Origin of the sequence: Paenibacillus tabacirhizosphaerae (assembly GCF_040812395.1) — a bacterium.
Classification (GTDB): Bacteria; Bacillota; Bacilli; order Paenibacillales; family NBRC-103111; genus Paenibacillus_E.
Map to the genome: position 1 here is coordinate 462,411 of NZ_JBFNXH010000003.1, position 26,672 is coordinate 489,082.

The 26,672-nt window shown below is 46.1% G+C and carries 32 protein-coding genes; 4 read left to right on the forward strand and 28 right to left on the reverse strand.

The genetic code is table 11. The annotated features are described in order from the left end of the window. Window positions 1–118 precede the first annotated feature (118 nt). Window positions 119–775, forward strand: coding sequence for a hypothetical protein (locus ABRS97_RS08005; RefSeq protein ID WP_367812693.1), 657 nt, complete (start codon window positions 119–121; stop codon window positions 773–775). Between the two features lie 58 nt (window positions 776–833). On the opposite strand, the gene ABRS97_RS08010 is transcribed toward ABRS97_RS08005, so the two are convergent. Then, complete coding sequence (locus tag ABRS97_RS08010) at window positions 834–1,355, reverse strand: DUF2569 family protein (RefSeq protein ID WP_367812695.1); 522 nt, start codon at window positions 1,353–1,355, stop codon at window positions 834–836. 21 nt (window positions 1,356–1,376) lie between these two features. After that, on the reverse strand, window positions 1,377–1,850 hold the full coding sequence (locus ABRS97_RS08015; protein ID WP_367812697.1) for an SRPBCC family protein: 474 nt from the start codon (window positions 1,848–1,850) through the stop codon (window positions 1,377–1,379). 130 nt (window positions 1,851–1,980) lie between these two features. On the opposite strand from ABRS97_RS08015, the gene ABRS97_RS08020 reads away from it, so the two are divergent. Beyond that, entirely contained in the window at window positions 1,981–2,235 is a 255-nt protein-coding gene (locus ABRS97_RS08020; protein WP_367812699.1) for a hypothetical protein, read from the forward strand. A gap of 433 nt (window positions 2,236–2,668) precedes the next feature. On the opposite strand, the gene spo0A is transcribed toward ABRS97_RS08020, so the two are convergent. The 26 genes from spo0A to ABRS97_RS08150 all read right to left on the reverse strand — a co-directional run bounded on the left by spo0A (window position 2,669) and on the right by ABRS97_RS08150 (window position 24,736). Beyond that, window positions 2,669–3,466, reverse strand: coding sequence for a sporulation transcription factor Spo0A (gene spo0A / locus ABRS97_RS08025; RefSeq protein WP_367812701.1), 798 nt, complete (start codon window positions 3,464–3,466; stop codon window positions 2,669–2,671). A gap of 271 nt (window positions 3,467–3,737) precedes the next feature. After that, window positions 3,738–5,066 carry a SpoIVB peptidase gene (gene spoIVB, locus ABRS97_RS08030; protein ID WP_367812883.1) on the reverse strand — a complete coding sequence of 443 codons (1,329 nt, stop codon included), beginning with the start codon at window positions 5,064–5,066 and terminating at the stop codon, window positions 3,738–3,740. Window positions 5,067–5,183: 117 nt separating this feature from the next. Next, window positions 5,184–6,911, reverse strand: a complete 1,728-nt coding sequence (gene recN, locus ABRS97_RS08035) for a DNA repair protein RecN (protein WP_367812703.1) — start codon at window positions 6,909–6,911, stop codon at window positions 5,184–5,186. Window positions 6,912–6,926: 15 nt separating this feature from the next. Then, complete coding sequence (ahrC, locus tag ABRS97_RS08040; RefSeq protein WP_367812705.1) at window positions 6,927–7,376, reverse strand: transcriptional regulator AhrC/ArgR; 450 nt, start codon at window positions 7,374–7,376, stop codon at window positions 6,927–6,929. A gap of 2 nt (window positions 7,377–7,378) precedes the next feature. Beyond that, window positions 7,379–7,834, reverse strand: a complete 456-nt coding sequence (locus ABRS97_RS08045) for a hypothetical protein (RefSeq protein ID WP_367812707.1) — start codon at window positions 7,832–7,834, stop codon at window positions 7,379–7,381. A 106-nt stretch (window positions 7,835–7,940) separates the two neighbouring features. Beyond that, entirely contained in the window at window positions 7,941–8,768 is an 828-nt protein-coding gene (locus ABRS97_RS08050; RefSeq protein WP_367812709.1) for a TlyA family RNA methyltransferase, read from the reverse strand. 23 nt (window positions 8,769–8,791) lie between these two features. After that, complete coding sequence (gene dxs, locus ABRS97_RS08055; protein ID WP_367812710.1) at window positions 8,792–10,678, reverse strand: 1-deoxy-D-xylulose-5-phosphate synthase; 1,887 nt, start codon at window positions 10,676–10,678, stop codon at window positions 8,792–8,794. Window positions 10,679–10,795: 117 nt separating this feature from the next. Beyond that, the gene (locus ABRS97_RS08060) at window positions 10,796–11,701 is read right to left on the reverse strand and encodes a polyprenyl synthetase family protein (RefSeq protein ID WP_483312425.1); all 906 of its coding nucleotides are present in this window, start codon (window positions 11,699–11,701) and stop codon (window positions 10,796–10,798) included. A 1-nt stretch (window position 11,702) separates the two neighbouring features. Continuing rightward, window positions 11,703–11,954, reverse strand: a complete 252-nt coding sequence (xseB, locus tag ABRS97_RS08065; protein ID WP_367812711.1) for an exodeoxyribonuclease VII small subunit — start codon at window positions 11,952–11,954, stop codon at window positions 11,703–11,705. Beyond that, window positions 11,941–13,311, reverse strand: coding sequence for an exodeoxyribonuclease VII large subunit (gene xseA, locus ABRS97_RS08070; protein ID WP_367812713.1), 1,371 nt, complete (start codon window positions 13,309–13,311; stop codon window positions 11,941–11,943). Before xseA ends, xseB begins: the two co-directional genes overlap by 14 nt. A gap of 8 nt (window positions 13,312–13,319) precedes the next feature. Continuing rightward, entirely contained in the window at window positions 13,320–14,186 is an 867-nt protein-coding gene (folD, locus tag ABRS97_RS08075; protein WP_367812714.1) for a bifunctional methylenetetrahydrofolate dehydrogenase/methenyltetrahydrofolate cyclohydrolase FolD, read from the reverse strand. Between the two features lie 134 nt (window positions 14,187–14,320). After that, a complete protein-coding gene (gene nusB / locus ABRS97_RS08080) occupies window positions 14,321–14,779 on the reverse strand; it encodes a transcription antitermination factor NusB (protein ID WP_367812715.1) in 459 nt (152 codons plus the stop codon). 200 nt (window positions 14,780–14,979) lie between these two features. Next, a complete protein-coding gene (locus ABRS97_RS08085) occupies window positions 14,980–15,207 on the reverse strand; it encodes a DUF2273 domain-containing protein (RefSeq protein WP_367812717.1) in 228 nt (75 codons plus the stop codon). A 14-nt stretch (window positions 15,208–15,221) separates the two neighbouring features. Next, complete coding sequence (amaP, locus tag ABRS97_RS08090) at window positions 15,222–15,782, reverse strand: alkaline shock response membrane anchor protein AmaP (protein ID WP_367812719.1); 561 nt, start codon at window positions 15,780–15,782, stop codon at window positions 15,222–15,224. Between the two features lie 200 nt (window positions 15,783–15,982). After that, complete coding sequence (locus ABRS97_RS08095; protein ID WP_367812720.1) at window positions 15,983–16,396, reverse strand: Asp23/Gls24 family envelope stress response protein; 414 nt, start codon at window positions 16,394–16,396, stop codon at window positions 15,983–15,985. Window positions 16,397–16,598: 202 nt separating this feature from the next. Continuing rightward, entirely contained in the window at window positions 16,599–17,957 is a 1,359-nt protein-coding gene (gene accC, locus ABRS97_RS08100) for an acetyl-CoA carboxylase biotin carboxylase subunit (RefSeq protein WP_367812722.1), read from the reverse strand. A gap of 91 nt (window positions 17,958–18,048) precedes the next feature. Further along, complete coding sequence (accB, locus tag ABRS97_RS08105; RefSeq protein ID WP_367812724.1) at window positions 18,049–18,546, reverse strand: acetyl-CoA carboxylase biotin carboxyl carrier protein; 498 nt, start codon at window positions 18,544–18,546, stop codon at window positions 18,049–18,051. Window positions 18,547–18,712: 166 nt separating this feature from the next. Next, complete coding sequence (locus tag ABRS97_RS08110; RefSeq protein ID WP_367812726.1) at window positions 18,713–19,486, reverse strand: SpoIIIAH-like family protein; 774 nt, start codon at window positions 19,484–19,486, stop codon at window positions 18,713–18,715. A 41-nt stretch (window positions 19,487–19,527) separates the two neighbouring features. After that, window positions 19,528–20,166, reverse strand: a complete 639-nt coding sequence (gene spoIIIAG, locus ABRS97_RS08115; RefSeq protein ID WP_367812728.1) for a stage III sporulation protein AG — start codon at window positions 20,164–20,166, stop codon at window positions 19,528–19,530. Window positions 20,167–20,170: 4 nt separating this feature from the next. Then, window positions 20,171–20,917, reverse strand: a complete 747-nt coding sequence (gene spoIIIAF, locus ABRS97_RS08120; RefSeq protein WP_367812730.1) for a stage III sporulation protein AF — start codon at window positions 20,915–20,917, stop codon at window positions 20,171–20,173. 13 nt (window positions 20,918–20,930) lie between these two features. After that, window positions 20,931–22,067 (reverse strand): stage III sporulation protein AE, encoded by a 1,137-nt coding sequence (spoIIIAE, locus tag ABRS97_RS08125; protein WP_367812886.1) that lies wholly within the window; start codon window positions 22,065–22,067, stop codon window positions 20,931–20,933. Window positions 22,068–22,223: 156 nt separating this feature from the next. Next, entirely contained in the window at window positions 22,224–22,613 is a 390-nt protein-coding gene (gene spoIIIAD, locus ABRS97_RS08130) for a stage III sporulation protein AD (RefSeq protein WP_367812732.1), read from the reverse strand. A 10-nt stretch (window positions 22,614–22,623) separates the two neighbouring features. Next, the gene (spoIIIAC, locus tag ABRS97_RS08135; protein WP_367812734.1) at window positions 22,624–22,827 is read right to left on the reverse strand and encodes a stage III sporulation protein AC; all 204 of its coding nucleotides are present in this window, start codon (window positions 22,825–22,827) and stop codon (window positions 22,624–22,626) included. A gap of 60 nt (window positions 22,828–22,887) precedes the next feature. Then, window positions 22,888–23,406, reverse strand: coding sequence for a stage III sporulation protein SpoIIIAB (gene spoIIIAB, locus ABRS97_RS08140; protein WP_367812736.1), 519 nt, complete (start codon window positions 23,404–23,406; stop codon window positions 22,888–22,890). Window positions 23,407–23,412: 6 nt separating this feature from the next. Further along, window positions 23,413–24,438, reverse strand: coding sequence for a stage III sporulation protein AA (gene spoIIIAA / locus ABRS97_RS08145; protein WP_367812738.1), 1,026 nt, complete (start codon window positions 24,436–24,438; stop codon window positions 23,413–23,415). Between the two features lie 31 nt (window positions 24,439–24,469). Continuing rightward, window positions 24,470–24,736, reverse strand: coding sequence for a YqhV family protein (locus ABRS97_RS08150; protein ID WP_367812740.1), 267 nt, complete (start codon window positions 24,734–24,736; stop codon window positions 24,470–24,472). A 340-nt stretch (window positions 24,737–25,076) separates the two neighbouring features. Here ABRS97_RS08150 and comA point away from each other — a divergent pair, with 340 nt between their 5' ends. After that, window positions 25,077–25,880: a phosphosulfolactate synthase gene (comA, locus tag ABRS97_RS08155; RefSeq protein ID WP_367812742.1), complete on the forward strand. Its 804-nt coding sequence runs from the start codon at window positions 25,077–25,079 to the stop codon at window positions 25,878–25,880. A gap of 3 nt (window positions 25,881–25,883) precedes the next feature. After that, window positions 25,884–26,600, forward strand: a complete 717-nt coding sequence (locus ABRS97_RS08160; protein WP_367812744.1) for a 2-phosphosulfolactate phosphatase — start codon at window positions 25,884–25,886, stop codon at window positions 26,598–26,600. Window positions 26,601–26,672 lie beyond the last annotated feature (72 nt).

The window sequence follows — 26,672 nt, forward strand, 5'->3', positions numbered from 1 at the left end:
TGGGTTTGTCTGAAGAGATTTTAAGTAAACTTTTATCTGTATTTAAGCTTCAATTCTTAGTTTGTTCATAAATGGACAGTAAGCTTAGGTAGAAAGAAAAAGATAGGAGTGGTACATAATGGATATTAAAAAAATAGCTGGCATCTGTGTAATTATACCGATGTTACTAAGCGGGTGTGGGAATGGACAGTCCGCACAGAGCGCTGCAGCGCCTGTCAGCTCGGATCAGCCTGCCAAGCAAGGTCAGGATCAATCAACAGATCAGAAGCAATCCGCACAAGGAAGGCCAGCGATGACTGCGCAGCAACGGCAACTGTTCTCCACGTTCCAGACACTGCTTATGATGGACAAAGCCGATGGACTCTCGATTACAAAAGATGAGGCGCAGGCCATGCTTCCTACCGCTCAAGATATCATCTCCAAAGGTGAAATAACGGACGAAAGCAAAGCCAAGTTATTCGAAAAGCTGACGGATGCCCAGAAGAAATTCGTTGATGATGCAGCGACTCGTATGAGTAACCGAGGCAACGGTAATGGCAATGGCGGAAACGCGATGAAAAAAGCTGATCCCACTTCTCAACCTGATGCCTCCAAGGATACTGCGCAAGAGACGCCTAATGACATTTCAAAAGATCAAAGCCAATCAAAAGCTCAGGGCTCTTCGGCCGCTAAAGGACCGGATGGCAAGGGCAGCGGCAAGGGGAATCGCCCTACTGGAGAAATGAAAGATCCAGGCAAACAACTAGTGGAACTGCTGCAAAGCAAAGTGAACTAAAAGATATCAAATAGAGCTCAGCCTATGGCGGAGCTCTTCTTTATTTTCAATCCCCTTATTATAGATTGAAAGTTTGCTTTACCCTTTTCGACATAAGGAAATAGCAAATCCACAAGCATATCCAAACAACTTTTATAGAAGCTCCCATCATCAATGACTTTTGTGATAGTTGGCTTGAATAATAGAAACTAATAACAAGTGCTACCAAATTTAATATTTCGAAGCCAACAATTAACTTTGGAACAAATTTTCTCTTTTTGAAAATCAAAAGAGTTGAAGCAATCAAGGTAAACAGGTGTAAAAGATTAAAAATTGCTATAAAGGTGGAAAAAGCAGACCAGTTATATGAAGAAATCCCATTTCTGATTATAACCAAATAATTATACAAAATTAAAAAAATGCCTATCACACATGTTGCTACATAAAGCATTAGCACACCACGTATAGGTGGTGATTCTACGATTTCATCTTGCTTAGAATCAAATTCAACGATTTCATGCTCACATTCAGGACAGTGCTTCATTCCAAATTCAAGTTTTGCCTCACACCAAGGGCATTCCATAAGCTGTGATTCCTCCAAGTTGCCAACACCTTCCTAATCCTAAATTCCAAAGTCTGATGAAATCAAACCCTCAGCAATCTTCTTGATGAACATATTCCTTCTCACGAGAAACTCGCTCATGTACGCCTCTAGGAACAACTGATCTGCGATTTTCCCCAGAAATCCTAACGGTGACGTATAATCAAATACATCAATCATCCGAGTACTGCCTTCGACTTCCATGAACTCATGACAATGCTTAAACCGCTTGAATGCGCCATGTACCATTTCATCCACAAATCGAAATGGCCTATCCATTTCTGTTATCCTTGCAGTCAGGCGTTGCTTGATCCCAAAATGAACGGCTTCCCATGTAACTGTTTGTCCCAACTCAATAAGGCCGCTTGTAACCCCATCCACAGCTCTCTCTTTCGTTTGTGACGTTGACTGCGCATGTATATCTATACTTCTAGCTAAGTCAAAGCACACCTCGATGGGCGCATGTATATAAAGTTCAGTTTTTATGCTTGGCATTGGATTTGTTGCACCTCATGAATATAGTGAATCGAATATAATGTTTCGGTAAAGCTCTTGTATCCCCTAACTTCATCTCATATGCTTTAAATGTAAAAGATTTCAAACTAATGTTGTGGAGGGATTACTAATGAAATTAGGTTTAAAGTCATTCGCTTTATCTGCCGTAGTCGTTATCTCGATCTTGAGTGCCGGTTCTGCCGCTTCAGCCCATCCTCTAGTCAACTTGCATAGTTATACTAGCTTTAACTCTTATCTAGATGCATTAACAAAGCAATACTGGATTGACGGAAGCAATGCTCATGATCAATGGGAGCTTGACGAACAAAATGCTCAATATGAAGCTGATATTGCTGCTGCAAAGATATATTTTAACGTAAATTAAACGTAACTAATCCCTTGTGCTATAAGCTCCTATTGTCTTTAGGAGCTTATAAAGCTTACCATGGGATCCAAATTCAAAGTTCCAATATGAGAAAATTAATATCACCATTGAGTAGAAATAAAATGAATGATTCCAACAAAGACCAAAAAGAATCCAATCCCAGCGAAAAACCACAATAATACTCGTCCAATGATTTTAATAATTTTCATCATAAACCTCTATGGGACAGTCTATTGAAATAATAATACTAGAGTAGAACGATGGTAAGCAATACAAATATTACCTTTATGAAAGTTGGTATTGTAAGACAGAGTGCAACATAAAAAAAGAACCACCCTTATGGGTGATTCCAATTTTGTATCGATACGTTCTTGTGAGCGAATACACCTTTCAGTACCCGTTAAAACTCTAACCTACGCTAATCTTTCCCCTCTCAGGAAACCTTATGTTCAATGCGCAATTTATCCGCCACCATTGCGATAAACTCGCTATTCGTAGGTTTCGACTTTGAAATATTAATCGTGTAGCCAAAAATAAAGCTAATACTGTCAATGTTGCCGCGCGTCCAGGCAACTTCAATGGCGTGACGGATAGCTCGCTCTACGCGGCTAGGGGTTGTTTTGTATTTTTCAGCGATTGCTGGATATAGTGTTTTGGTGATCGCACCTAGAATCTCGATATTATTGTAGACCATTGTGATGGCTTCGCGGAGATATTGATATCCTTTAATATGTGCAGGTACGCCGATTTCATGTATGATGCTTGTGATATTCGCGTCTAAATTTTTGCCTTTTGGCATGTGAACGACATTCGCTTTAGGCGATGATGATGTTGTTGCAGTCGACTGATTGTTCGTGACAAGTTGGCGAATGCGGTTCGTCAGAACTTCCATATCGAAAGGTTTGAGTATGTAGTAGGAGGCACCTAATTGAACGGCTTTCTGCGTAATATTTTCTTGGCCGAATGCAGTCAACATGATGATTTTCGGCTGCGGGTGCAGGTTCATTTCACGAAGCTTCTCAAGTACGCCAAGTCCGTCTAGATGAGGCATAATAATATCTAAAATGAGTACATCAGGGACATCGCGTTGCTGTTCCATAAATCGAAGAACTTCGTTTCCATTGTACGCGACGCCAACAATTTCCATATCCTCTTGCTCACCAATATACTCCGATAATAAATGCGTGAACTCCCGGTTATCATCTGCTAACAGCACCTGAATTTTTTGCAACTTGAAATCCTCCTTTTAGCTACTTGTACAAGTTGGTAATTTTTCTCATAAGTTAAGGTATTCGACAGCCTCATTTAAATTCCTTCTGTCGAAAATTATTTTTCTTTCCATTCATTTCACTTTCTTATATAATAGTATATTTATCTTGTAATTCCAACATTTTTCGACAAAGTCAATATAGAATCATGCCATCATGTAAAAAAAGATTAAAATGACACTAAATCAACATGATAATTTAATAACCGATGAGAAAGAAAAAAATCAAAGGCTTTTAACTGGCCTTTGATTCTGCGGATGTAGGTCTTAATATGATGCCGGAATCTTGAAGCATCCATTCAATGAAACAACCATAACCACTGGTAGGATCGTTGACGAAGACGTGGGTAACCGCTCCGATCATTTTTCCATTCTGAATAATGGGACTGCCGCTCATTCCCTGCACGATGCCGCCTGTTTTTTCCAGCAGTCTAGGATCGGTAATTTTAATGACCATCCCTTTCGTTGCGGGAAAATCTTGTTTGGAGACATGAACAACTTGAATGTCAAATTTCTCAACCTTCTGACCTTCTACTACGGTATAGATTTGAGCCGAACCTTCCTTGACTTCTTCTGCAAAGGCAACAGGGATAGCGTTCTTATCCAAGCTATGGTCTGGTGCTGTATACATTTTTCCGAATATGCCGAAGCTCGTATTTTTCTCAATATTCCCGATCACTTTACTGTCTTTATACAATGTTGCTCGTTTCTCGCCAGGCTCGCCGTTATGGCTTTTTGAGATCGAAGTCACGTTAGAATAGACAATATCGCCTTCGCCAACAATAATGGGGGTCTGCGTGTCCATATCCGTTATGACGTGACCGAGAGCGCCGTAAACGCCCTGATCAGGGGCATAGAACGTTAATGTGCCAACACCGGCAGCGGAATCGCGGATGTACAAGCCTAAACGATACGACTTGTCCACAACATCATAAGCAGGTTGAAGCTTTACTTGAATTTCCTCATTATTACGAAGAATGCTCAGGTCGAGCGGTGTCTTGCTCTCACCAGATTTGGCAACCAGCTCAGCTACTTTGCTGACATCTTTAGAATCTTTGCCGTTGATCTTGGTTATGAGGTCACCGACTTGAATTTTTGCTTCTTCCCCTGGGGAAACCTTTTGGTCTTGTGCAACAGTTACGAGATGATGACCTACAACCAAAATACCGGCAGACTTGATTTTGACGCCGATAGTCTGACCGCCTGGGATGACTTTTAAATCAGGTACGACATTGACCTTGACTGTTTTCAGCGGAATAGCGCCAAAAAGCTTAAGCTTCATTTCCGTTTGCCCGGAACGGTCGGATTGCAAAGAGAGGGGTTCGTTCAAATTAACTTGAAATGAGTGCTCAGCACTGCCATTAACTTTCACGATATCCGGATCTTTAACCGTTATCTGGGCATTGACCGGCATCGTCAACTGGAGCTGCTTTCCTTGGCCGCTGAATAAGCGAAGTTCCTGAGGAAAAGAGGCAAAGCTTTGGAAAGGTGCGGACAAACTAACCATACAAACGAAGAAGACGAGCAGAAGACCAATCAATCTTTTTCTTTTGCTGGATTGCACTATTTTCACGCTCCTTCTAACTTCCTGAGCCCTGACGAACAGCCTCGTCAAATGCGTACCTATAAGTTAACCCCACTCCCCCCGTTTTATAACTGAAAATGATGACTATCTATACTTTCATACCCTTATTTTCTTATTATGTGCCATGGCAAGCATTTCCCCTGCATGATGCAGCGTCGTTTCAGTTACTTCTACGCCGCCAAGCATGCGAGCCAATTCTTGCACTTGCCCCGATTCATGAAGATCCTGAACCCTTGTAAACGTGCGTTCCTGATCTACCTCTTTATGTATGTAGAAGTGAACGTCTGCGAAGCTGGCTACTTGCGGTAAATGCGTAATGGAGAACACTTGGCAGCTGCCGGAAAGTGCTGACATTTTCTCGGCAATCGCTTGTGCCGCGCGGCCGCTTACCCCCGTATCCACCTCATCGAAAACGAGTACAGGAATTTGGTCAACACGCGCAAAAATCGTCTTCATTGCTAACATGATGCGGGAGAGCTCTCCGCCGGATGCAATTTTGCTTAACCCGCGAAGTGGTTCGCCAGGATTCGGAGCCATCAGAAACTCTACCTGATCGATACCTTGCCTGGAGAAACGCACACGATTGCCATCGACTTCAATGCCCCGCTCATCCAAAATATGTTCAACTTGAACCCGGAACTGAGTGCGTTCCATTTGGAGATCACGCAGTTCGATTTCAATTTGGGCAGCAAGCTGCTGAGCAATCCCTTTGCGGATATTCGATAAATCCAAAGCCGCGATACCGAGCTGCTTCTCTTCCTTGGCGAGCTGATCTTCCAGTTTGCGGATATGATCGTCTTTATTCTCGATGGTGTCAACTTCTTTCGTGATTTTGTCCAAATAGATAAGCATTTCTTGAATATTCTCACCATATTTTCGTCGCAGTGAATTGATTGTGTCGAGCCGTTGTTCAATGAAATCCAGTCGAGCCGGATTAAATTCGATCTCCTCGCGATAATCGCGAAGCTGATAAGCCGCATCCTCAAGCTGATAATAAGCGGATTGAGCTTGTTCCAGCAATGGCCCCAGCTTGCTAGGATCAAGTTGAACGATGTCCTGTAAGCGTGCAACAGCCTTGCCTGTCGCGTCCAAGCCGCGATTCGTCGCATAGAGGAAATCATAAGCTTCCGATGAGCTTTGATACAGCTTCTCTGCATTTGCGAGTTTCCTTTTCTCTTCGAGAAGAGACTCGTCCTCGCCGATTTTCAGCTTCGCCGCGGATAGCTCGTCAATCTGAAAGCGGTATAAATCTAGCATTTGGAGCGACTGCTTGCTCGTTTCCTGCAGCTCTTTCAAATCCTTTTGCAATTTCATATATTCATCATAGGAAGCTTGATAGATTTTCTTGGCTGAACGAATTTCAGCTTCTGCAAAAAGGTCCAATGAGTGAATATGTTCCTCGACATCGAGCAGAGATTGATGCTCGTGTTGACCATGGATATTAACGAGCCACTCGCCAGTCTCTCGCAGCATCGTTAAATTAACAAGCTGACCGTTTATACGGCTGGAGCTTTTCCCGGAGGCAGTAATTTCTCTGCGAATTAACAGATGCTCACTGGCATCGGCCTGAATACCGAGATTTGTAAGCGTAGCCCAAACGGGATGGGCAGGCGGCAATTCGAACATGGCTTCTATCTCCGCTTTATCCGCTCCGTAACGCACAAGATCCGATGAGCCTCTTCCCCCTACGATAAGCGTAAGCGCATCGATGATAATGGATTTACCTGCACCCGTTTCCCCTGTCAACACATGAAAACCGCTTTTAAAGCGTATATGTACATGTTCAATAACGGCCAAATTTCGAATCGAAAGTTCTGTGAGCATGAATGCCTCCCTAGTTTAGGATAATAATGACATCACTTGATTAACAAACGTTTGACTATTTTCCTTGCCGCGGCAAATGACTAAAATCGTATCATCGCCACAGATTGTTCCCATGACCTCTTGCCAATCCAAGTTATCGATTAACGCACATATCGTGTTCGCCGTTCCCGGCAAGCATTTCATCACAACCAGATTATCTGTAAAATCGATACTGACAAAATGGTCGCTTAACGCCCTGCGCAGCCGCTGCATTGGATTAAAACGTTGATCCGCCGGCATTGAATATTTGTATCGGCCGTCATCCAAGGGCACTTTAATAAGATGAAGTTCTTTGATATCTCGCGATACTGTCGCTTGTGTAACGTGAAAGCTCGCGGCCCGAAGGGATTCTACTAGTTCATCCTGCGTTTCAATTTCGTGATTCGTTATGATTTCTCTGATTTTCACATGCCGTTGACCCTTCATGCTTACACCTCTATATGAAATGTGATTTTTTTGATTTTGTTTTGCCCCATATCGACATAGAGCACTCCTGCTGCCTCCGGATATATCAGACTATAGGGGAGCAGCATGTCACGTACAGAACTTCCAGTCATTTCGAGGGGTTTTCGTTCCTTAGCTACTTTGACAAGAAATAATTTCTTTTCCTTCTGAGCAAAATAATCGATAAAGAGCCGGCTTTCAAGCTGCTCACGATCATCTACAGTAATCGTAATGGGGATCTTGGTTTTACCGCCAATTACATCGAATCCCGCACCCTCCAGCAACTCCACAACATCATCCTGAGGGATTTCCTCTGACATAGAAGGGATCCGAAACCCTCGCTTGATCGGTGGTTGAAGCCATCGCTGAAAGCGCCAAATGAAATAACACACAACCCCAATCAGAATTAGCAAAATGACTATGACATCGCCCTTCTCCATGTCCATCACCTCGCCATAGTATTCGCGGATTTACTCGGAAAACCCTTTATTTTCTAGCAAAAAACCCATCTCTGGGCCGCTGGGGTTCGCGAACGCTAAGATGAGTTTATTTGCCGTGCAATTTCTGCGCTTCTTTCACCGTAGTAGAAATAAGCAGCTTCAAAGAACCCTCGTGACTGGAATTTTCCTCATTTCCACAGGTCCAATAGGCAAGAAATTCAATATTCCCTTCGCCTCCAGTGATTGGTGAGTACGTAAGTCCCTTTAAAGCAAAGCCCAGTTCTTCAGCAAATGTAAGTACTGCAGTAAGTACTTCTTCGTGTACGCCAGGATCGCGCACAACACCAGATTTACCGACTTTCTCCCGCCCTGCTTCAAATTGCGGCTTAATAAGAGCAACTACGCTGCCCCGATCCTTCAAGATTTCCTTGAGCGGTGGCAAAATAATACGAAGTGAAATAAAAGACACATCAATCGATGCAAAAGTAGGAGAAGGACCGATCAAATCCTCCGCTTTGGTAAAGCGGAAATTCGTGCGCTCCATGACATTGACTCGCTCATGGTTACGAATCGACCAATCGAGCTGGTTATAGCCAACGTCGATGGCATAAACATAGGAAGCGCCGTTTTGCAAGGCGCAGTCTGTAAAACCACCTGTTGAAGCACCGATATCTAGCATGACTGCGCCTTCCACGTTAATCTCAAACTGTTTAAGCGCCTTTTCCAGCTTAAGGCCTCCACGGCTAACGTAGGGGTGGAGAGCACCTTTCACCTTAAGAACGGCGCTCCGGCTAATTTTCATGCCTGCCTTATCGACAGGCTCCTCATCTGCAAAAACAAGGCCTGCCATAATGGCGGCCTTTGCTTTTTCCCTGCTTTCATAATACCCCTGCTCCAGGAGCAATATATCGATACGTTCTTTATCCGATGACATGTGAATGGGTTAACTCCTATTCTTTAAGCCCGTTGGCGTTTGAGAGGCATAAGCTTCTTTACTTCGGCAATGAGATTCTGGACGGTGAGTCCGACTTCCTCGCGCTGCTGCGCGACAGATCCATGCTCAACGAAATAATCAGGAATGCCAAGAACTTTGATTGGCAAGCCCACGACGTTTTTCGCTGCATAAAACTCCATAACCGCGCTGCCAAAGCCTCCTTGGATGGAACCTTCTTCCATCGTAATGATGGGTGTCGAATCCTTGGCTAGCTGCAGCAGGTAGGACTCATCCAATGGTTTAATAAACCGGGCATTTACTACACGTAAGTTGATGCCTTCTTTGGCAAGCTGCTCAGAGGCTTCCTCTGCAAGCTGTACCATCGGACCAACGGCAAGTACAGCAGCATAATCGCCCTCGCGAACCGTTTCCCAGGTTCCAATCGCAATTGCTTGAGGCGCTTGCTCGATGCTCGCACCCGTACCATTAATTCGCGGATATCGATAGGCAATCGGTCCGTCCTTATATTCAAGCGCCGTCTGCATCATATCGCGCAACTCACGCTCATCTTTTGGCATCATCAGCACCATATTCGGCAGCGTGCGTAAAAACGAGATGTCATAAACACCTTGATGCGTCTCGCCATCTGGACCGACAAAGCCAGCGCGATCAATGGCAAAGGTAACATTCAGCTTCGGACGGCAAATGTCATGAACAACCTGATCATAGGCTCTTTGCAAGAATGTCGAATACACAGCAAAAACAGGCTTCAATCCTTCGCTGGCAAGTCCTGCGCATAATGTAGCGGCATGTTGTTCCGCTATTCCCACATCAATCATCCGATTGGGAAATTGCTTCGCGAACTTCAATAGACCGGAACCGCCAGGCATCGCTGGCGTCACAGCGACGATTCTAGCGTCCTTCTCTCCTAGCTCGATCAACGTGTTGCCAAATACCTCTGTATACATCGGTGGCCCAACGGATTTCAATACTTGACCGGATTCAATCTTATAGGGCCCTAGGCCGTGCCAAGTATGGGAATCCTTCTCTGCCGGCGTGTAACCTTTGCCTTTCATAGTTACGACGTGAACGAGTACAGGCCCGTTCACTTTTTCAGCTTGCTTGAGCGTATCTATTAACAACGGCAAGTTATGACCGTCGACTGGACCAATATAAGTAAACCCAAGTTCTTCAAACCAAACGCCGTTCAGTACAAAATATTTAAGACTGTCCTTCAGCTTCTCCGCTGTTTTGGCCAGCGTTCCGCCGATGGCAGGAATTTTCTTAAGTAAGATTTCAACTTCTTCTTTCGCCTTCAGATAATGGCGATCCGAACGAATTTTGCTCAAATAATTATGAATAGCCCCGACGTTGGGCGCAATCGACATTTCATTGTCATTCAAAATGACCATAATATTTTTCTTTTCATGACCGATATGATTCATGGCTTCAAGTGCCATACCGCCTGTAATCGAGCCGTCTCCGATAATTGCTACGACCTTGTTATGTTCGCCCTTCAAATCACGCGCCAAAGCCATACCCATCGCTGCTGACAGCGAAGTAGAGCTATGACCGGCTTCCCAGACATCATGTTCACTTTCGGAGCGCTTAACAAAACCGCATAACCCTTTGTATTTCCGCAAGGTGTCGAATTTATCTTTGCGTCCTGTCAATATTTTGTGAACGTAAGCTTGGTGTCCTACGTCAAAAATCAATTTATCATACGGGCTGTGGAACAGGGTATGCAAAGCGAGTGTAAGCTCAACCACTCCTAAGTTAGGCGCAAGGTGTCCGCCTGTGACAGATAGCTTTTCAATCAGAAATTGACGGATTTCACCGGCCAATGTCTCAAGCTCTGGCAAGGATAAACGCTTCAAGTCCTCAGGCTGATTGATTTGTTCGAGCAGCACGCTTGTTTCCTCACTTTCAATGTGAAAATGCTAAGATGACAACATTATACCATAAATCAGGGCAGCACATGTAAACTGTCAGAACCCCGCAAAACCTTTGCACGTTTAAAAAATGTGCTAATGATCCCTTTGCATCAAGTAATCCGCTAATTGAAGCAATCGCTCAGGGTTAGCTATATTCGCTTGCAGCAGCGCAGTTTTAGCCAGATTCGTCAGTTCCTTGACCTTCATCTCCGATGCTTCCAGGCCAATGAAATACGGATAGGTTACCTTCTGTTGCTGAATGTCGCTCTTCACAGGCTTGCCAAGCTTCTTCTCATCTCCGATGAGATCCAGAATATCATCTTGAATTTGAAAGGCGAGTCCAATTGAATGGCCGAATTGGGTGAAAGCCACCAACTGCTCTTCCGAAGCTCCTGCAAGGTGACCGCCGGCACGTAAGGAGAACACAATCAAATCGCTTGTTTTATGCGTATGGATGTACTCCAGTTCTTCAAGCTTTGTGATGCCTTGCTCCCCAAGCATATCAGCGGCTTGTCCGCCCACCATGCCTCGTGCACCAGCAAAGACAGACAGTTCTTCCGTAATCGCCAGCACGCGTTCAGCAGGAACGCCAAAGCTTTTATGCGCTTGTGAAATGCTGTAGAAAGCTTGAGTGAGAAGTGCGTCTCCAGCCAAGATGGCCATCGCTTCTCCATATACCTTGTGATTCGTGAGCTTGCCTCTGCGGTAATCGTCGTTATCCATTGCCGGCAGGTCGTCATGAATCAACGAATAGGTGTGAACCATTTCGATTGCACAGGCGACAGGAAGCGCCGCTTCTATGGAACCGCCTAGCGCTTCGGCTGCTGCGAGAACAAGAATGGGGCGCAAACGCTTCCCGCCTGCCATGAGCGAATAGTTCATGGACTCTCGAAGCGAGAGGGGAACCTTCCAACCCGAAGGAAGCGATTGAGCTAATTCCGATTCGATTCTATCTACGTTTAATGCTATGTATTCGCCAATCGCGCTCGTTTTATTCAAGCTAATTCCCCTTATCTTCCAAAGCTGGCTGGAAAGGTTTCCGAGTAACCCCTGCTTCTCCCTCCACCAGCATCTCAATTTTCTTCTCCACCTGCTCGAGCTTCACGCCGCACAAATGCGATAGCCGAACCCCTTCTTGATAGAGCTCAATGGCTTTCTCCAAGGGCACATCGCTGCTTTCTAGTTGAGCTACGATACGTTCCAACTGCTCCATTGCCTGTTCAAAGCTAACTTCCGTTTCATGACTTGACATCTTTGTTCTCCTCCATCCCCGTGACTTGACAATCCAACCTTCCGTCCTTCAGCCGGATCCTGACCCTATCCCCGACCGCAACCTGACGCGTGGAACGAATAAGCGTCTGTTCCTCATCGTCATACGCCAAGCTGTAGCCGCGCTGCATAACCTTCAGCGGGCTAAGCGCGTCCAGATGACGGACGCTGGACTGCCACTCCTGCTTCTTCTCGCGCAGGAGTGATTGCATGGCCGTGAGCATTTGCCGCCGCGAGGTTTCCAAGCGTCGCTTCGCAAACACGGCCTGCTCGGTAGGATTGAAGCTGGATAGCTTGCGCTCCAGCTTCATGTGCCGTTCGGCTAGCCGCGACAAGCGCTGCCGCATGCGGTAACCGAGCTGCTCCGCCAGCCGGTCGAGGCGCTCCGCAGGTTGCATCAGCAGCTGCCTGCGAGGGTTCGTCAGGAACGGCGAGCGCTTCGCGCGATCCAGCCGTTCCTGTTTGCGCCGCAGCTGCTGAAGCAGCCCGCCACGCACCCTCTGCGCTTGCTGCGAAAGCTGCTGCTTCAGCTCGAGGTGGTGCGGCACTGCAAGCTCGGCCGCCGCCGTAGGCGTCGGCGCTCTCAGATCGGCGACGAAGTCGGCGATCGTGAAGTCCGTTTCGTGGCCAACGGCCGAAATGACGGGAATCACGGAGCCGGCGATGCTTCGCGCGACCGCTTCCTCGTTGAACGCCCACAACTCCTCGAGTGAGCCGCCGCCGCGGCCAACGATAAGCACGTCGGCTTCACCGAGCCGATTCATCGCTTCGATCGCTTTGACGATCGAAGGCGCCGCCTGCGCACCTTGTACAAGCACAGGGTACAGGAGAATCGGAACCTGCGGGAAGCGTCGCTGAAGCGTGATGATGATATCACGTACAGCGGCCCCCGTTGGAGAAGTGATGACGCCGATCGCGCGCGGAAACCGTGGAATCGGTTTTTTGCGCTCTGCCGCAAACAGTCCTTCTCCTTCGAGCTTCCTTTTCAGCTGCTCGAAAGCGAGAAACAGACTGCCGACCCCATCCGGCTGCATCGTCGTCACATAAAACTGATAAGCTCCGTCTCTTTCATAGACGGAAATATTGCCGCGGGCAATCACTCTCGTGCCCTCTTTTGGAATAAAGCCTAGCCGCTGATTATGCGAGGCAAACATAATGCTTTTCAGTCTGCCGTCCGCATCCTTCAGCGTAAAATACATATGACCGCTGGAATGATGGGTAAAGTTAGATATTTCACCGCGAACCCAAACATCTTGAAGGCGATTGTCGCCTTCAAGCATCATCTTGATATATCGGTTCAAATCCTTGACGGATAAAATCTTCGTCTCATTCTTAGCCATAAGACGCGTTACACGCTCGCATTCGTTTTGGCAGCACGTTCTGCTGCGTCTACCGTATTGCGAAGCAGCATCGTGATGGTCATCGGACCTACACACCCAGGAACTGGCGTGATCGAACTGGCGACCTCTTTGACAGCCTCAAAATCCACATCTCCAGTGAGCTTGCCATCAGCTGGACGGTTCATGCCAACATCAATCACGACAGCTCCCGGTTTGACATGGCGAGCTGTAATCAAATGCGCTTTACCTACAGCAACAACAAGAATATCCGCTTGCTTCGTAATTTCTTCCATATTCGGCGTGCGGGAGTGCACAACGGACACTGTAGCATTTTCACGAAGAAGCAGCAGAGCCATCGGTTTGCCTACAATGTTGCTTCTTCCCACAACGACCGCGTGCTTGCCTGCTATTTCTACGCCTGTACGTTTCAGAATCTCAATGACGCCATGAGGCGTACAAGGTTTCATCCCATCCTTGCCAATCATGAGATTGCCCACATTCACAGGGTGAAAACAATCCACGTCTTTAGCCGGATCTATTTCGTCCACGACTTTTTCTTCGTCAATATGTTTAGGCAGCGGTGACTGTACGAGTATGCCGTTGATGCGGCTATTCGCATTAAAAGTATGAATAAGAGAAATTAATTCTTGTTGTGTGGTGCTTTCAGGCAAACGATGGACCTCCGAATAAATGCCTACATCGTCACAAGCTTTCGCCTTATTGCGCACATAGACTTGTGACGCTGCATCTTCCCCAACAATAACAACGACGAGCCCAGGCTGGTTGCCTTGCGCGGTAAGCGCTGCGACATCGGCTTTTATTTCCTCACGAATCGAGCTAACGAGTTCTTTTCCGTTAATGACTTGTGCTGTCAAGTTGAATCCCCCTAAGATTGTAATAACCAGAGAAACTGGCTGGTCATGCATCGATGATGCTATGTACTAAATTTTTCTTCTATGACGTGTTTAAGACTTTGTATTAAGTATAAATAGAGGTGCTGCCGGTACATTTAAGGTTGCAAAGCTTTAATCTTCAAGTCGTCCAGTTCTTTAATCATTTTACCCAGAACCCCGTTGACAAATTTCCCCGATTCGTCCGTACCAAAGTGTTTCGCCAGATCAATGGCCTCATTGACCACTACTTTGGGCGGCACATCATCTCTGTACAGCATTTCGTAAACCGCTAGTCTCAACACTTCGCGATCGATCCGTGAGAGCCTGTCCATCTGCCAACCCTTTAAATACTCCTCAAGCAACTGATCAATTCTAACTTTATTATCAAAGGTACCTTCCACTAGTTCATAAATAAACGAAGGGGAAATCTTCTCACCCGAGATATCAAGCTGAGCCTCATTGTCATTCTCGGCTTCGTGAACCGCAATTTGAACAGCTTCCTTAGGCGATGCTTCATTCATTTGAATCTGGTATAAGCTCTGTAATGCAATTTCACGTGCAACTCTGCGTTTCATTGTGATCCTCCTAAGAGTTTTGCGATAGCAAAACTTTCATCGTAAGCATTGCTGAGTTTTGCCAAGCAAAACTTTCTTCGTAAGCGCTGACTAGGTTGAGCATTCAAGTGATACGACTGTTCGACCCAACTTCTTTGTTACTAGTATACGTCATTTTGAAGCCAATCCAAACAAAAAAATCCATGGATGTACCAGGGATTTTAGCGAAACATTCTCCATTTTTGGGTGAGATAGCGCCAAATGTCTTCAAGCAGCACGAAACTTTCTCTACGATCCAGCTTGTAGCCGACATAATACCCTACTAGGACGATGAATGCAAAGATCAGCATGTCCCAAAAACCAAAAAACAAATAAATGAAGCCGAAGAAAACGCCTGCTGCCACTCCGATTACTTTGCCCCTGTGCTGGTCCCACAGTTCCTTCCACATGAGTGGGTTCACCTCTATTCGACTCGGCTTTTAAATGTTGGCGCTGATTGCACGATGTTCGCTACGAATACGGTTACGTTAGCTACGGGGATGCCAGTAATCTCTTCAATGTAATTTTTCACTGTGCTTTGCATATCTTCCGTAAGCTCAGGAATAGATGTTTCCCCGTCGACAACGGTACGAATCGTTATTTCTAATCCAGATTGATTGACTTTCACCCGTGCGCGCAAATCCTTTACGCCTTTTGTGCGTCCAGCTGCCTTCAACGACAAATTTTCAACCGTTTCCATGGAAATCCGAATGTCGCCAAAGTCGGTGCGTTGATCAATAGAGGGAGCTTGCGAACGGCTGCGGCGCAGCGCAATAAAGAGAAATCGAATACTAATGAGTAGAACGATCAAACTGATAACGATAGCCGGATAAGCATAGTTTTTGTCCATATAGAAATTGTTTAATGTCAGATCCGCTTGCGCTTTAGGAATCCAACTGCTCGCCGTACACAGCACGATGATTGAAGCCACGAATACAATTAGGCTATAGAGAAGCAGTAAAAGCCTGTCTACAATTTTACCCACGTAAGCTTATCCCCTTCCCATAGTGAGAAAACCTCTATCGCAGTCATTTGGCAATAAGCGACCACGTATAGAGGTGCGTTCTAGCGCCAATAAGTGAGCCTGTTTCCACCTGAAAACCATGCTATCTTCTTGGCTAGAGGAAACCCCCTGCAAACCTGTAGGGGGTTTCAATTGATCCATATGAATTCAGCATTTCCTCTTTATTTCACACGATGAGCAGCTGCTGTTTCTTCTTCGATCGGTTTTTCTGTTTGTTTGAAATGAACATCATGAATATGAACATTGACTTCAACAACGTTCAAACCGGTCATCGATTCAATCGCAAGTTTCACATTCTGCTGAATGCTGCTTGCCACTTCAGGAATCCGATTCCCATATTCAATGATGATGGAGACGTCAATGGCAGCTTCACGCTGTCCCACTTCTACTTTTACGCCTTTGGACAAATTTTTGCGTCCTAGCAATTCAGCGATACCGCCTGCTAATCCTCCGCTCATCCCTGCTACACCCTGAACTTCCACCGTTGCCAAACCGGCAATGATTTCGATAACCTCGGGGGCAATTTGGATGCTGCCCATATCCGTTTTGACGTAGTCCGGAGCGATTGTGCTCATTGTGGCACCTCCTTAGAGTTTGCACAGCAAACTTGCTTCGTAAGCAATACTTGAGTTTGCACAGCAAACTTGCTTCGAAAGTGTCTACTGTGTGTTTCACCAGCAAAACTGGCGTCGAAAAAATAATCTGTCTTTGACTTTTTGGAGAAGTCGTCCTAATTAATAACTATACCATTCCCTCAAAAATATGACAAACGTTTGTCTACGATTCCGGATCGTTGATATCATGTTCTTCCAAGAACTTAATATCATGGTCGCCCTTGATAAATTTCTTGTGTTCAAGCAACTTCAAATGGAATGGGATTGTCGTATTCACGCCTTCAACCGCAAATTCCGTGAGCGCTCTCTTCATACGGGCTATGGCATCCTCGCGCGAAGTCCCCCAAACGATCAGCTTCGCGATCATGGAATCATAATGCGGAGGAATGGTATACCCTGGATACACAGCACTGTCTACCCGAACGCCAAATCCCCCTGGAGGCAAATAAAATCTGACCTGACCTGCCGATGGCATGAAATTCCTATTCGGATCCTCTGCATTAACACGGCATTCAATTGCCCATCCATTGATTTTAACATCCTCTTGTCCAAAGGATAATGGATCGCCTTCTGCAACATGAATCATTTCCTTGATAATATCAATGCCAGTGATCATCTCCGTTACCGGATGCTCAACTTGAATTCTTGTATTCATTTCCATAAAGTAAAATTTACCGTCTGGACCGAGCAAAAATTCGAGTGTGCCTGCGCCGGAATAAGAAACCGCCTGCGCCGCGCGGACGGCAGCCTCTCCCATCGCCTTACGAATGTCTGGCGTAAGAATTGGACAAGGCGCTTCCTCGACAAGCTTTTGTCTGCGGCGTTGAACCGAACAATCGCGCTCACCTAAGTGAACAACATTGCCATGCTTATCAGCTATAATTTGAATCTCAACATGCTTCATGCCTGTTAAGTATTTTTCCAAATAAATGCCGGCATTGCCAAAAGCATTCTGCGCTTCTTGCTGCGCTGCCGTAATTTGGCTAACGAGCATATCCTCGTTATCCGCGATACGAATGCCTTTGCCACCGCCGCCAGCCGTAGCTTTAATAATGACCGGATATCCAATATCCCTGGCAATCGTCACGGCATCTTCAATATGTTCTACCAATCCGTCTGAACCTGGAATGATAGGAACTCTGGCTTCCTTCATCGTTTGCTTTGCGACGGCTTTGTCTCCCATTCTGCTAATTGCATCTGGGGAAGGCCCAATAAACGTAATATTGCAGCTTTCGCAAATTTCAGCGAAATCCGCATTTTCCGCCAAAAATCCGTAACCTGGATGAATGGCATCACACTCCGTTAATGTTGCTACGCTCATCAGATTCGTGAAATTCAAGTAGCTGTCCTTCGAAGCAGTCGGCCCGATGCAATAAGCTTCATCGGCAAGACGCACATGAAGGGCGTCTCGGTCGGCTTCTGAATAAACGGCTACACTGTAAATGCCGAGTTCTCGACAAGCCCGAATAATCCGAACCGCTATTTCGCCGCGATTCGCAATAAGGATTTTATGAAACTTCATCTTTCTACCTCCTAAGAGTTTTCCTTTAGGAAAACTTGCTTCGTAAGCATTTCCTGAGTTTTGATTAGGAAAACATGCCTCGTAAGCACGCTTACTCCGGTCTCACCAAAAATAAAGGTTGTCCATACTCAACGAGTTGACCGTTTTCTACGAGAATCTCGACGATTTCACCTTTAATTTCCGCTTCGATTTCATTCATCAGTTTCATGGCTTCCACGATGCAGACAACCGATTTGTCGCCTACTTTGGAACCAACGCTTGCGAAAGGAGCAGAGCCAGGGGAAGCAGACTGGTAGAAGGTTCCTACCATTGGCGAAACAATCTTATGTAAAGATGAGTCCTCTTGCTTAGCATTTCCATTCGTTGTAGGTACTGAAGATTCCAGAGCAGCAGGCGCGTGTGTGGCAACGCTTGCTTGTCCAACGGGAGCATATGAGTGTTGTACAGGTGCCGCGGTTACAAGAACGGATTCTGTTTTATTCGGCTTGCGGATCATAAGGCGTGCGCCTTCGTTTTCGATTTCAAGCTCTTGTAAAGAGGATTGATCGACGAGTTTAATCAACTCTTTGATTTCACTCAATTTGAACATTACAAGTCACTCCTTCAAAGTTGGTGAACCGTTTACCTGCGGGTTTGCTGGGTAGGCTTAGCCGCAACGTATGTATTATACCCATAAACGTAAGAAATGGAAAGAGTCCAGTTTGGCAGGACCCTTCCCATCGCTTCGCGCAATTCGACACGCTTGTCTCTAGATACTAGGGACGAACATATTGAATCTTAATATTTTCAGGAGCTGCGCCAAGCTCTTTCATAACCATATCAACAATCGTAACGCCTTGGCTTTTCTCAAGTTTATCGCTTTGAACCGTCACTTTCCAGCTGTTGCCGTCTTGGTTGACAATAGCTTGCGGAAAATCCTTCAACAGCTCATCTTGCAGGCCTTCCACTTTGTCTTGAATGTCTGAAAGCTTCGCTAAATCGTTATTGGCTTTGACGACGGCTTCTGGCGTTTGTTTGGAATCGATGATGATTTCCATCAGATCGGATGACTTTTTGCTGAATAAATCGTGCTGTTTCATTTGCTCGTTCGTGAAATAATCGCTTGCAGAGGTTGTTTTTGCTTGTTCCTCAACTTGTTTAATGATTTGATCATCTGTCTTCGATGTGTTTGTTTTCATCGATTGGGCGGTAGATTTGGTTGTGTCAGTTGCTGTTGTCGATTTAGCTGGATCTGTTTTTGCATCTGTTTTTGCATCTGTTTTTGTTGTAGTTTTCGATGCATCCGATTTTGCATCCGTTTTGGCATCTGTGCCTGTTGCAGCTTTGACATCGGTTTTTGTCGCATCGGTTTTGGAAGCAGCAGCATCGGCTTGACTCATATCGATTTTCACTTCTTGTGTTTGCGCCGCCGTATCTGTAGATGCCAAATCAAGCTTGTTCACATCCTCAGTAAAGAGATAGTACGCGGACAGAACCACCATCAAGCTAAGCATCGAAACGAGCCAAATTGTTTGTCTTTTTGCATTCATTGCATATTCCTCCTTGAAATTGGGGTTATAGGGTTTGTACGTTATTCACCGGTTTTTCTTGGTAAAATAGAGACGCGATTCGAGGTGACATCTAGCCCGCGCTCAACAGCTTCCATAATCATTTTCTTGACTGTTAGATTCTCAGCACCCTTGGCCACCACGACAACGCCTCTGATTTTGGGCTTAATATATTTGAGAACTAGCGGTTTCTGATCCCCCGAAACTTGGTAGATCACGACTTCACCGCTCCGTGTAACCTGGGAAATATTCCGGTTTGCTCCATTCGTGTCGCGTTCTGTCGTCATTTGCTGATTGTCGTTGTAATTTTTGTCGACGGTCATTTCCTCGGTTGATTCAATGGTCACAAGAACTTCAACTTCGCCGACGCCGACGATTTTCTGTAAAATGTCCTTCAGTTGCGACTGATAAGCCGTTTCGTAATCGTGAAAGGCCGAGTTTTCTTTGGGCGAGCTTCCTAAAAAGGTTTCTTTACTAGGTGGAGGAGAGGCTCGCCCTGCATTGATGGGATCAACATCTTTCACTGTTAAAAAAGAATTCAAAATCATCAGCGATGCCCCCAGAAGACCTATTAATACAACCCACAGCAGCGTGTTTTTCCGTTTAGGTCCACCCGGGCCGCCGCCGAATTTCTGCTCCATCCATTGCAGCAATGTTCCCATCGATTCACCTCGCAATCCTACCATTCGTTTGCCTAAATTGGATGTCAATCTGATCTGGCTCTAGCTGCCAATCACGAGTAATTCCTTTCAGAAGCCGCTCTCTTTCTTGCACAAGTTGAGGTGTAAGATCGGCTTCAGCTTTTGTATCCGCATCTGCTGATATACGGCCTTGCACACTCCTAACACTTTCGATTCGAATCGGTTCGATAGGCTTAACCGGTTCCATCGCAGCGATCCTGTTTTGTGCTGAGGTTGGCTGAAGTTTTTGATCATTTTTTTTATCATCAAGGGTTACCTTCATTCGTGTAATGGCAGGCTTCCCGTTATTGTCGAATTGTGCGAGTACTAGCACTTCCTGTACGGCAAGATCTGTTTGCTTTTGCAAATCTGCTTTCACAAGCTCTGCGAGCTGGGTTTGAACGATTTGCTGCGATTGATTTTGACCCTCCTCTTTTAGCTTTTGAGCTTCATTCGTAATATCGCCCAGCGATTTCATCAAACTGTTGCCTCCGGAGCTAGCCAGCATTGTTGGTTGATTTTGTTTTTGCTCGGCGGAGCTAATCAATTGATCTACATTCCATTCTTTTTTAAACAGCTGCATAACAGGGGTTAGGAGCGTAAGCAGCACGAACAAGCTCATAACCGTTTTGACATAGCGCTGCATGGTATTGCTAGGCAGAAGCAGATCCACGAAGGTCGCGAGCAGGATAACCATGATGACTGCTTTCAGCCATCCTCCTAACCAATCCATAGCTACGCTCCTTTCACCGCATCATCACTGACACGTTGCTGACTGTAATCATGATGGTTATTGCGAGAAAAAACATGAGTCCCACTGCCGCCAAAGCGGCGAACACGTAAATTAAGCTTTTCCCGATTGTTTGTAAGCAAGCAATCATCGGGTTATCTCCAAGGGGCTGCATAATGGCCGCAGATACGTTGTAGATAAAGGCTAATGTCAATATTTTGATTGCAGGAAATGCGCAAAGCATGATAAGAATGACGACGCCGACAAGCCCAATGGCGTTCTTTACGAGCAGCGATGCGCCTACGACCGTTTCCGTCGCATCTGAGAACAATCTGCCCACAACTGGCACGAAGTTGCCGGCAACATACTTGGCTGTCCGGATCGCCACGCCATCCCTAACGGCTCCGGCTGTGCCCTGAACGGAGAGTACGCCGAGAAAAACGGTAACGAACACGCCCAGCAAGCTAAGGCTGATGGTGCGGAGGAGATTCGCCAATTGCGTTACTTTATACCTTTCACTCAGTGAACTGACAATGTGCAGCAACGCCGAGAAAAAAAGCAGCGGGAAAACGAACACATAGATGGCTGTCCCTACGGAATGAATCATGAAAACGATCAATGGATGTAAAATCGCTACAGATGTGACATTTCCCATCGAAGCCAGTAAGGTCAAAAGCAGCGGCACAATGGCAAGCATAAATTGAATCATGGAAGTAATTGCGGTTTTGGCGTAGCTGATGGCAACGCTAAAGCTGTTTATCGCAATAATGATCAAAACCATGTAAGCAATGGAATAACCCAATTTACTTACGGTATTGCGTTCGAAAGAGCTTTGCAGTGTTTCGAGTATCATACTGAACACGGTCAAAATAACGATGGAAGCAAGCAGCTTGCCATTAATAATGACTTCATGAAAGACGTAGTTAAGTAAGCCTTTGAAAATACTTGACATGCTGATACCTTTTGTACCAATCAAAAGCTCCATAAATGTCGGGGTTTTGCTTTCCGGGAAATAACCGCCATAATCCTTCATCAGCTTATCCCAATATTGCTCGACCTGATCCGTATTCAGATGATTCGCTTGTTCCTTGATCATGATATCCGTAGGTGACTCCGCTGACGAAGATCCCATCCAGCCTAACCATAACCCCATCGTAAGGATGATCAATAACATCCAGCGGCTTTGCAGCGTTTTGTTTCTCGAAGATAGGCTTTCTCCATAAGATAAACTCTGGTGTGAATCGTGTGGAATCATTGGCATTTAGCTCCTTAGAGCTTTCCGAAGGAAAGCTAGCTTCGCAAGCTTAAATTAGGCCGGCAGCAGCTTCATAACCGTTTCAATAATGACGGTAATAATAGGGATTGCCATAACCATAATAAGCACTTTCCCGGATAGCTCGATCTTGGAAGCAATTGATTCTTGGCCTGCATCACGGACGATTTGAGCGCCGAACTCGGCTATGTAGGCGACGCCGATAATTTTGAGAATCGTTTTGAGAAATACCATATTAATATTTGATTTCTGGGCCAAATCTTCGAGCACATGGATAACCGAAGAGATTTTGCCGATGAGGAACAAAAAAATCATCACGCCGGTAAAGGCGGCGAGCAGGAAAGCGAACATCGGCTTCTGTTCTTTGATAATGAGGGACAATATCGTTACGATGAGCCCAAGACCTACGATCTGGATGATTTCCATAGGGCCCACCTCATTGAAATAGAAAAATAGTTTTTATTTCTTTAAACAAATTATCCAGCATGCTGACGACCATAAAGAGCACGACGACAAAGCCGATGACCGTGACCCAATGCGCCATATCCTCTTTGCCCATCTGCTTGAGCACCGAATGGATCATCGCGATGATGATGCCGATGCCGGCGATCTGGAAAATGGCGTTCACATCTACGTGCATTCCAGGCACCTCACTCTGTTTGACAACAGACCTACTTTGCGGGTCCGTCTGCCGCAACATCTAATACATCACAATCACGATCAAGGCTCCGATCAGGACGCCGAGGCTTTTCCACATTTTCTCGTAGCGCCGCTGTTCATCTCTGGATTCCGTTTCTTCCGATTGAAGCTGGCTAATGGCGAGGCGCAAATGCTTCACTTGGTCGCCGCGATCAGTGAGTCCAAGCACAGATCCAAGCTGCAGCACCACTTCCTGTTCCGCTTGTTTCAACGAAGTACGCTTCCACACTTCCTTGACCGTTTGACGCCAAATCTCGCTCGTCGATACCCCTATTTGGCCAAGCAGGCGTTCAGAGGTTAAGCGAAATAAGGACGAAAGAGGTTCGGCAAGCTGCCTGCTAAGCGAAGCGAACGCTTCAGGAAGCGGGGTTAGCGCGTAGATGATCTCCGTTTCCATCCGCTGAAGGGCGCTGATGAGCAGCCGAATTTGTTTGGGCCGTCTTGCATATTGGGCCGCTTGAAGGAAGCCGAGCAAGGCAGCGGCGCCTATGAGGAGAACCGCTCCAATAAACTTAAGCATGATTGATCATCCTTTGCTCACTTGATACGACGAGAGCTGCTTGCCCTGGCGATCCAACACTTGGAACGGCGCTCGTTCTCCTTTCCTTCTATCCAGAATGACATATCGGTTAAACACCCCCTCTTCCATCAAATGCTTCAAAACAGGCCGCATTCGCGCATCTTCATAACCAGCGCCATGCGCCGTTGCAATGATCCGAATACCCGCATGAAGCGCTTCATGAATAGCTATCGCATCTTCCGGACGACCAATTTCGTCGACCACTAGTACATCAGGCGAAAGCGAGCGGATCATCATCATCATGCCTTCCGCCTTCGGACAGCCATCCAGCACATCCGTCCGCGGACCGAGATCGAATCGGGGCACTCCTTTGATGCAAGCCGCCAATTCGGAGCGCTCATCGACAATCCCTACTTTGCGTCCACGATTCGCGGGACCGATAACTCCCCAGTCTCCACGGCTGACGAGCCTTGCCAGATCGCGAATCAGCGTCGTTTTTCCTTGCTGCGGGGGCGAGATGATTAGTGTCTGGTGAATGCTCCGATGAGACGGATCGAACAGATACGGCATCACCTTCTTCCCCACATCTTGCCGATCACGGGCAATTCGGATATTGAAGGAACTCACATCGCGAATCAGTTTGACCTGCCCTTGATCCAAAATGGTTCGACCGGCTAGTCCCACTCGATGACCGCCGGCGATTGTAATATATCCTCGCCGCAGCTCTTCCTCAAATGTATACAAGGAATGATTCGTGAGCTGTTCAAGCAGGGAAAGACAATCCTGGCGTGTTGGCCTATAAGCCAAAGTTTCCTGCAACACCATTTGACCTCGATCATCAAGAAAAGCATATTGGTCGTTGTAGCTGATCTCTAGTGGGCGTAATTCCCTTACTCGTATTTCCTCAACACTAGCTTGTACCTCAATCGGCAGTTGCGAGAGAATCATTCTGAGAGAATGCGGGAGCAAATTCATGACAGAATCGTGCATGAGATGACATGCCTCCAAGTTGTCCAGTCTTCTATATTTCATTTGTATGCTTGCTAGAAAGAAATATGACCAATTACTTTTTTAATATCCCAATAAAAATGCAGCTTACGCCTACAAGCACCCAAAGCATTTTGCCAAATGATAGTTTCTCTGCAATCCCTACTAAACCAATCGTCGTCGTCGCTAGAAGTACTAGAGGGCCTACTAGAGCCAACCCCGTGTTCACCAGCAGCGCCTTCTCAATCGTCGCCAGACGAAGCATAATAATCGCCGCGATAATTTCGACGCCCCCCGACATCAACCTCAGCGATGCCATGCTCAGCACGATTTTGTTGATCACTTTTTCTCCCCTCCTTAAAAAGGGTTGGGTCTTTTTCATGCTAAACCAAGCAAACAGCGTAGTGATTCGAAAAAAGGCCGGAAGCGTACTTTTGTAAAGCTATTCCTACAATCCGAAGGCCCATCTAATGAAAGGAACAGTTTTACAATGGGAGCTGGAGGTTTTTTTCGGATCATGAAGCGAGTATCTGCTCGCACAAAGCCTGAAGGTAGGGTCAATCCCTTTTTACCCTACCTTATGCAAGCTCGTCTGATTTTAGGCATGGTGGGCACCTCCCCATCTAAAAATGCATATGATGACTCAGAAATGTACCTTAGAGGGATAGCGAGGAGATTTACCGATGGAAGTGACTCAACTGAAATGGCACCCGGCTCTAGCCGATCCCACGGGGCGAAGGCAGGCCAAACCAAGAACGTTAGGCAAAACGATGGTCATCGACAAAGGTTTGGGGTTGAACGCTTTTGACGATTTGCTCAGTACTTCCGATGATCACCTGGATATGATCAAGATTGGTTTCGGCACTTCTCCGTTATATCCGCAACAGCTGCTCAAGGCCAAAATCAAAATGGCAACAGCGAGCGGCATATGTATTTATCCGGGCGGCACTTTTCTTGAAGTTGCAATTGCACAGAATGCGGTATCCTCATTTTTTGACATGATTCTTTCGCTTGGTTTTACGGGACTAGAAGTATCCGATGGAACGATTGAAATTGGGCGAAAATTACGGAATGAGCTCATTTTAAGAGGTTTAGAGGAAGGGTTGCAGGTCATTACGGAATACGGTAAAAAGGGCTGGGGTTCCACCATCGAGCTCGAAGAGCTGATCGAGACCGTCACGATCGATGCTGAATACGGAGCGGAATTGATTACGATCGAAGCTCGTGAATCAGGGATGGGCGTAGGCATATTTGACAAGGATGGGAACTGTAAGGACGAGGAGTTGCACAAAGTGCTGGAAGCTATCCCAAGCCAGCATTTGCTGCTATGGGAAGCGCCGCTTAAAAACCAACAGGTACATTTAATGCAATTGCTTGGTCCGGATATTCATTTGGGAAATATCTCGACGCACGACATTATTTCCTTGGAAGCATTGCGTAGAGGCTTACGCTCCGACACCTTGATCTTCGGTACCAGAAAGGAATAAATCATGCAAATCGATGTGGTTGCCAACATCGGCGAAGCCAGATCCGATGAGTTTATTCACAAAACAGTCATTGTCATCGACGTTCTTCGCGCAACAAGCACAATGATTGCCGCGCTATCGAATGGGTGTAGAGCCATCTTACCCGTTGAGACCGTATTACAAGCTAAAGAACTGCAAAAACCAGGAGACTTGCTTGGCGGTGAACGTTTTTGCAAAAAAATTCCTGGCTTTCAATTCGGGAATTCTCCTCATGAATATACGAGAGCTGCTATAGAAGGGAAACGAATCATCCTTACCACGACAAACGGCACAAGAGGCATACAAAAAGCTTTAAAAGCTGATCATGTGCTTGCCGGGGCTTTGACCAACGGAGGCGCATGTGCGCGGGCTGCTCTGAACTTCAAACGGGATATCGTCATCCTCTGCGCGGGAACGCAGGACGTGTTCTCCTTGGAGGATGGGCTTTGTGCGGGACTCATCTTAGATGAAATAAGCCATCTCATTGGCACAAAGCCTATGGTTGTTAATGACTTTGGTTTGGCGATGCACAGCAGCTATAAGCAAAGCAAGGATGTGCTCTTCGAGACCCTCCTCGCATGCACAAACGGGAAACGCTTATGCAAGCTAGGCTTTAACGAAGATCTGAAGGACTGCTGCAAGGTGAACAGCTCCGAGCAAGTTCCCATCTTGGATCGTGATCAAATGGTTCTGTTGACGTGAAACCGGCTTTCGTTCTAAAAACAAGCCCCCCTCATAAACTAGGATGGACGACTCATGTGACAAGGGGATATT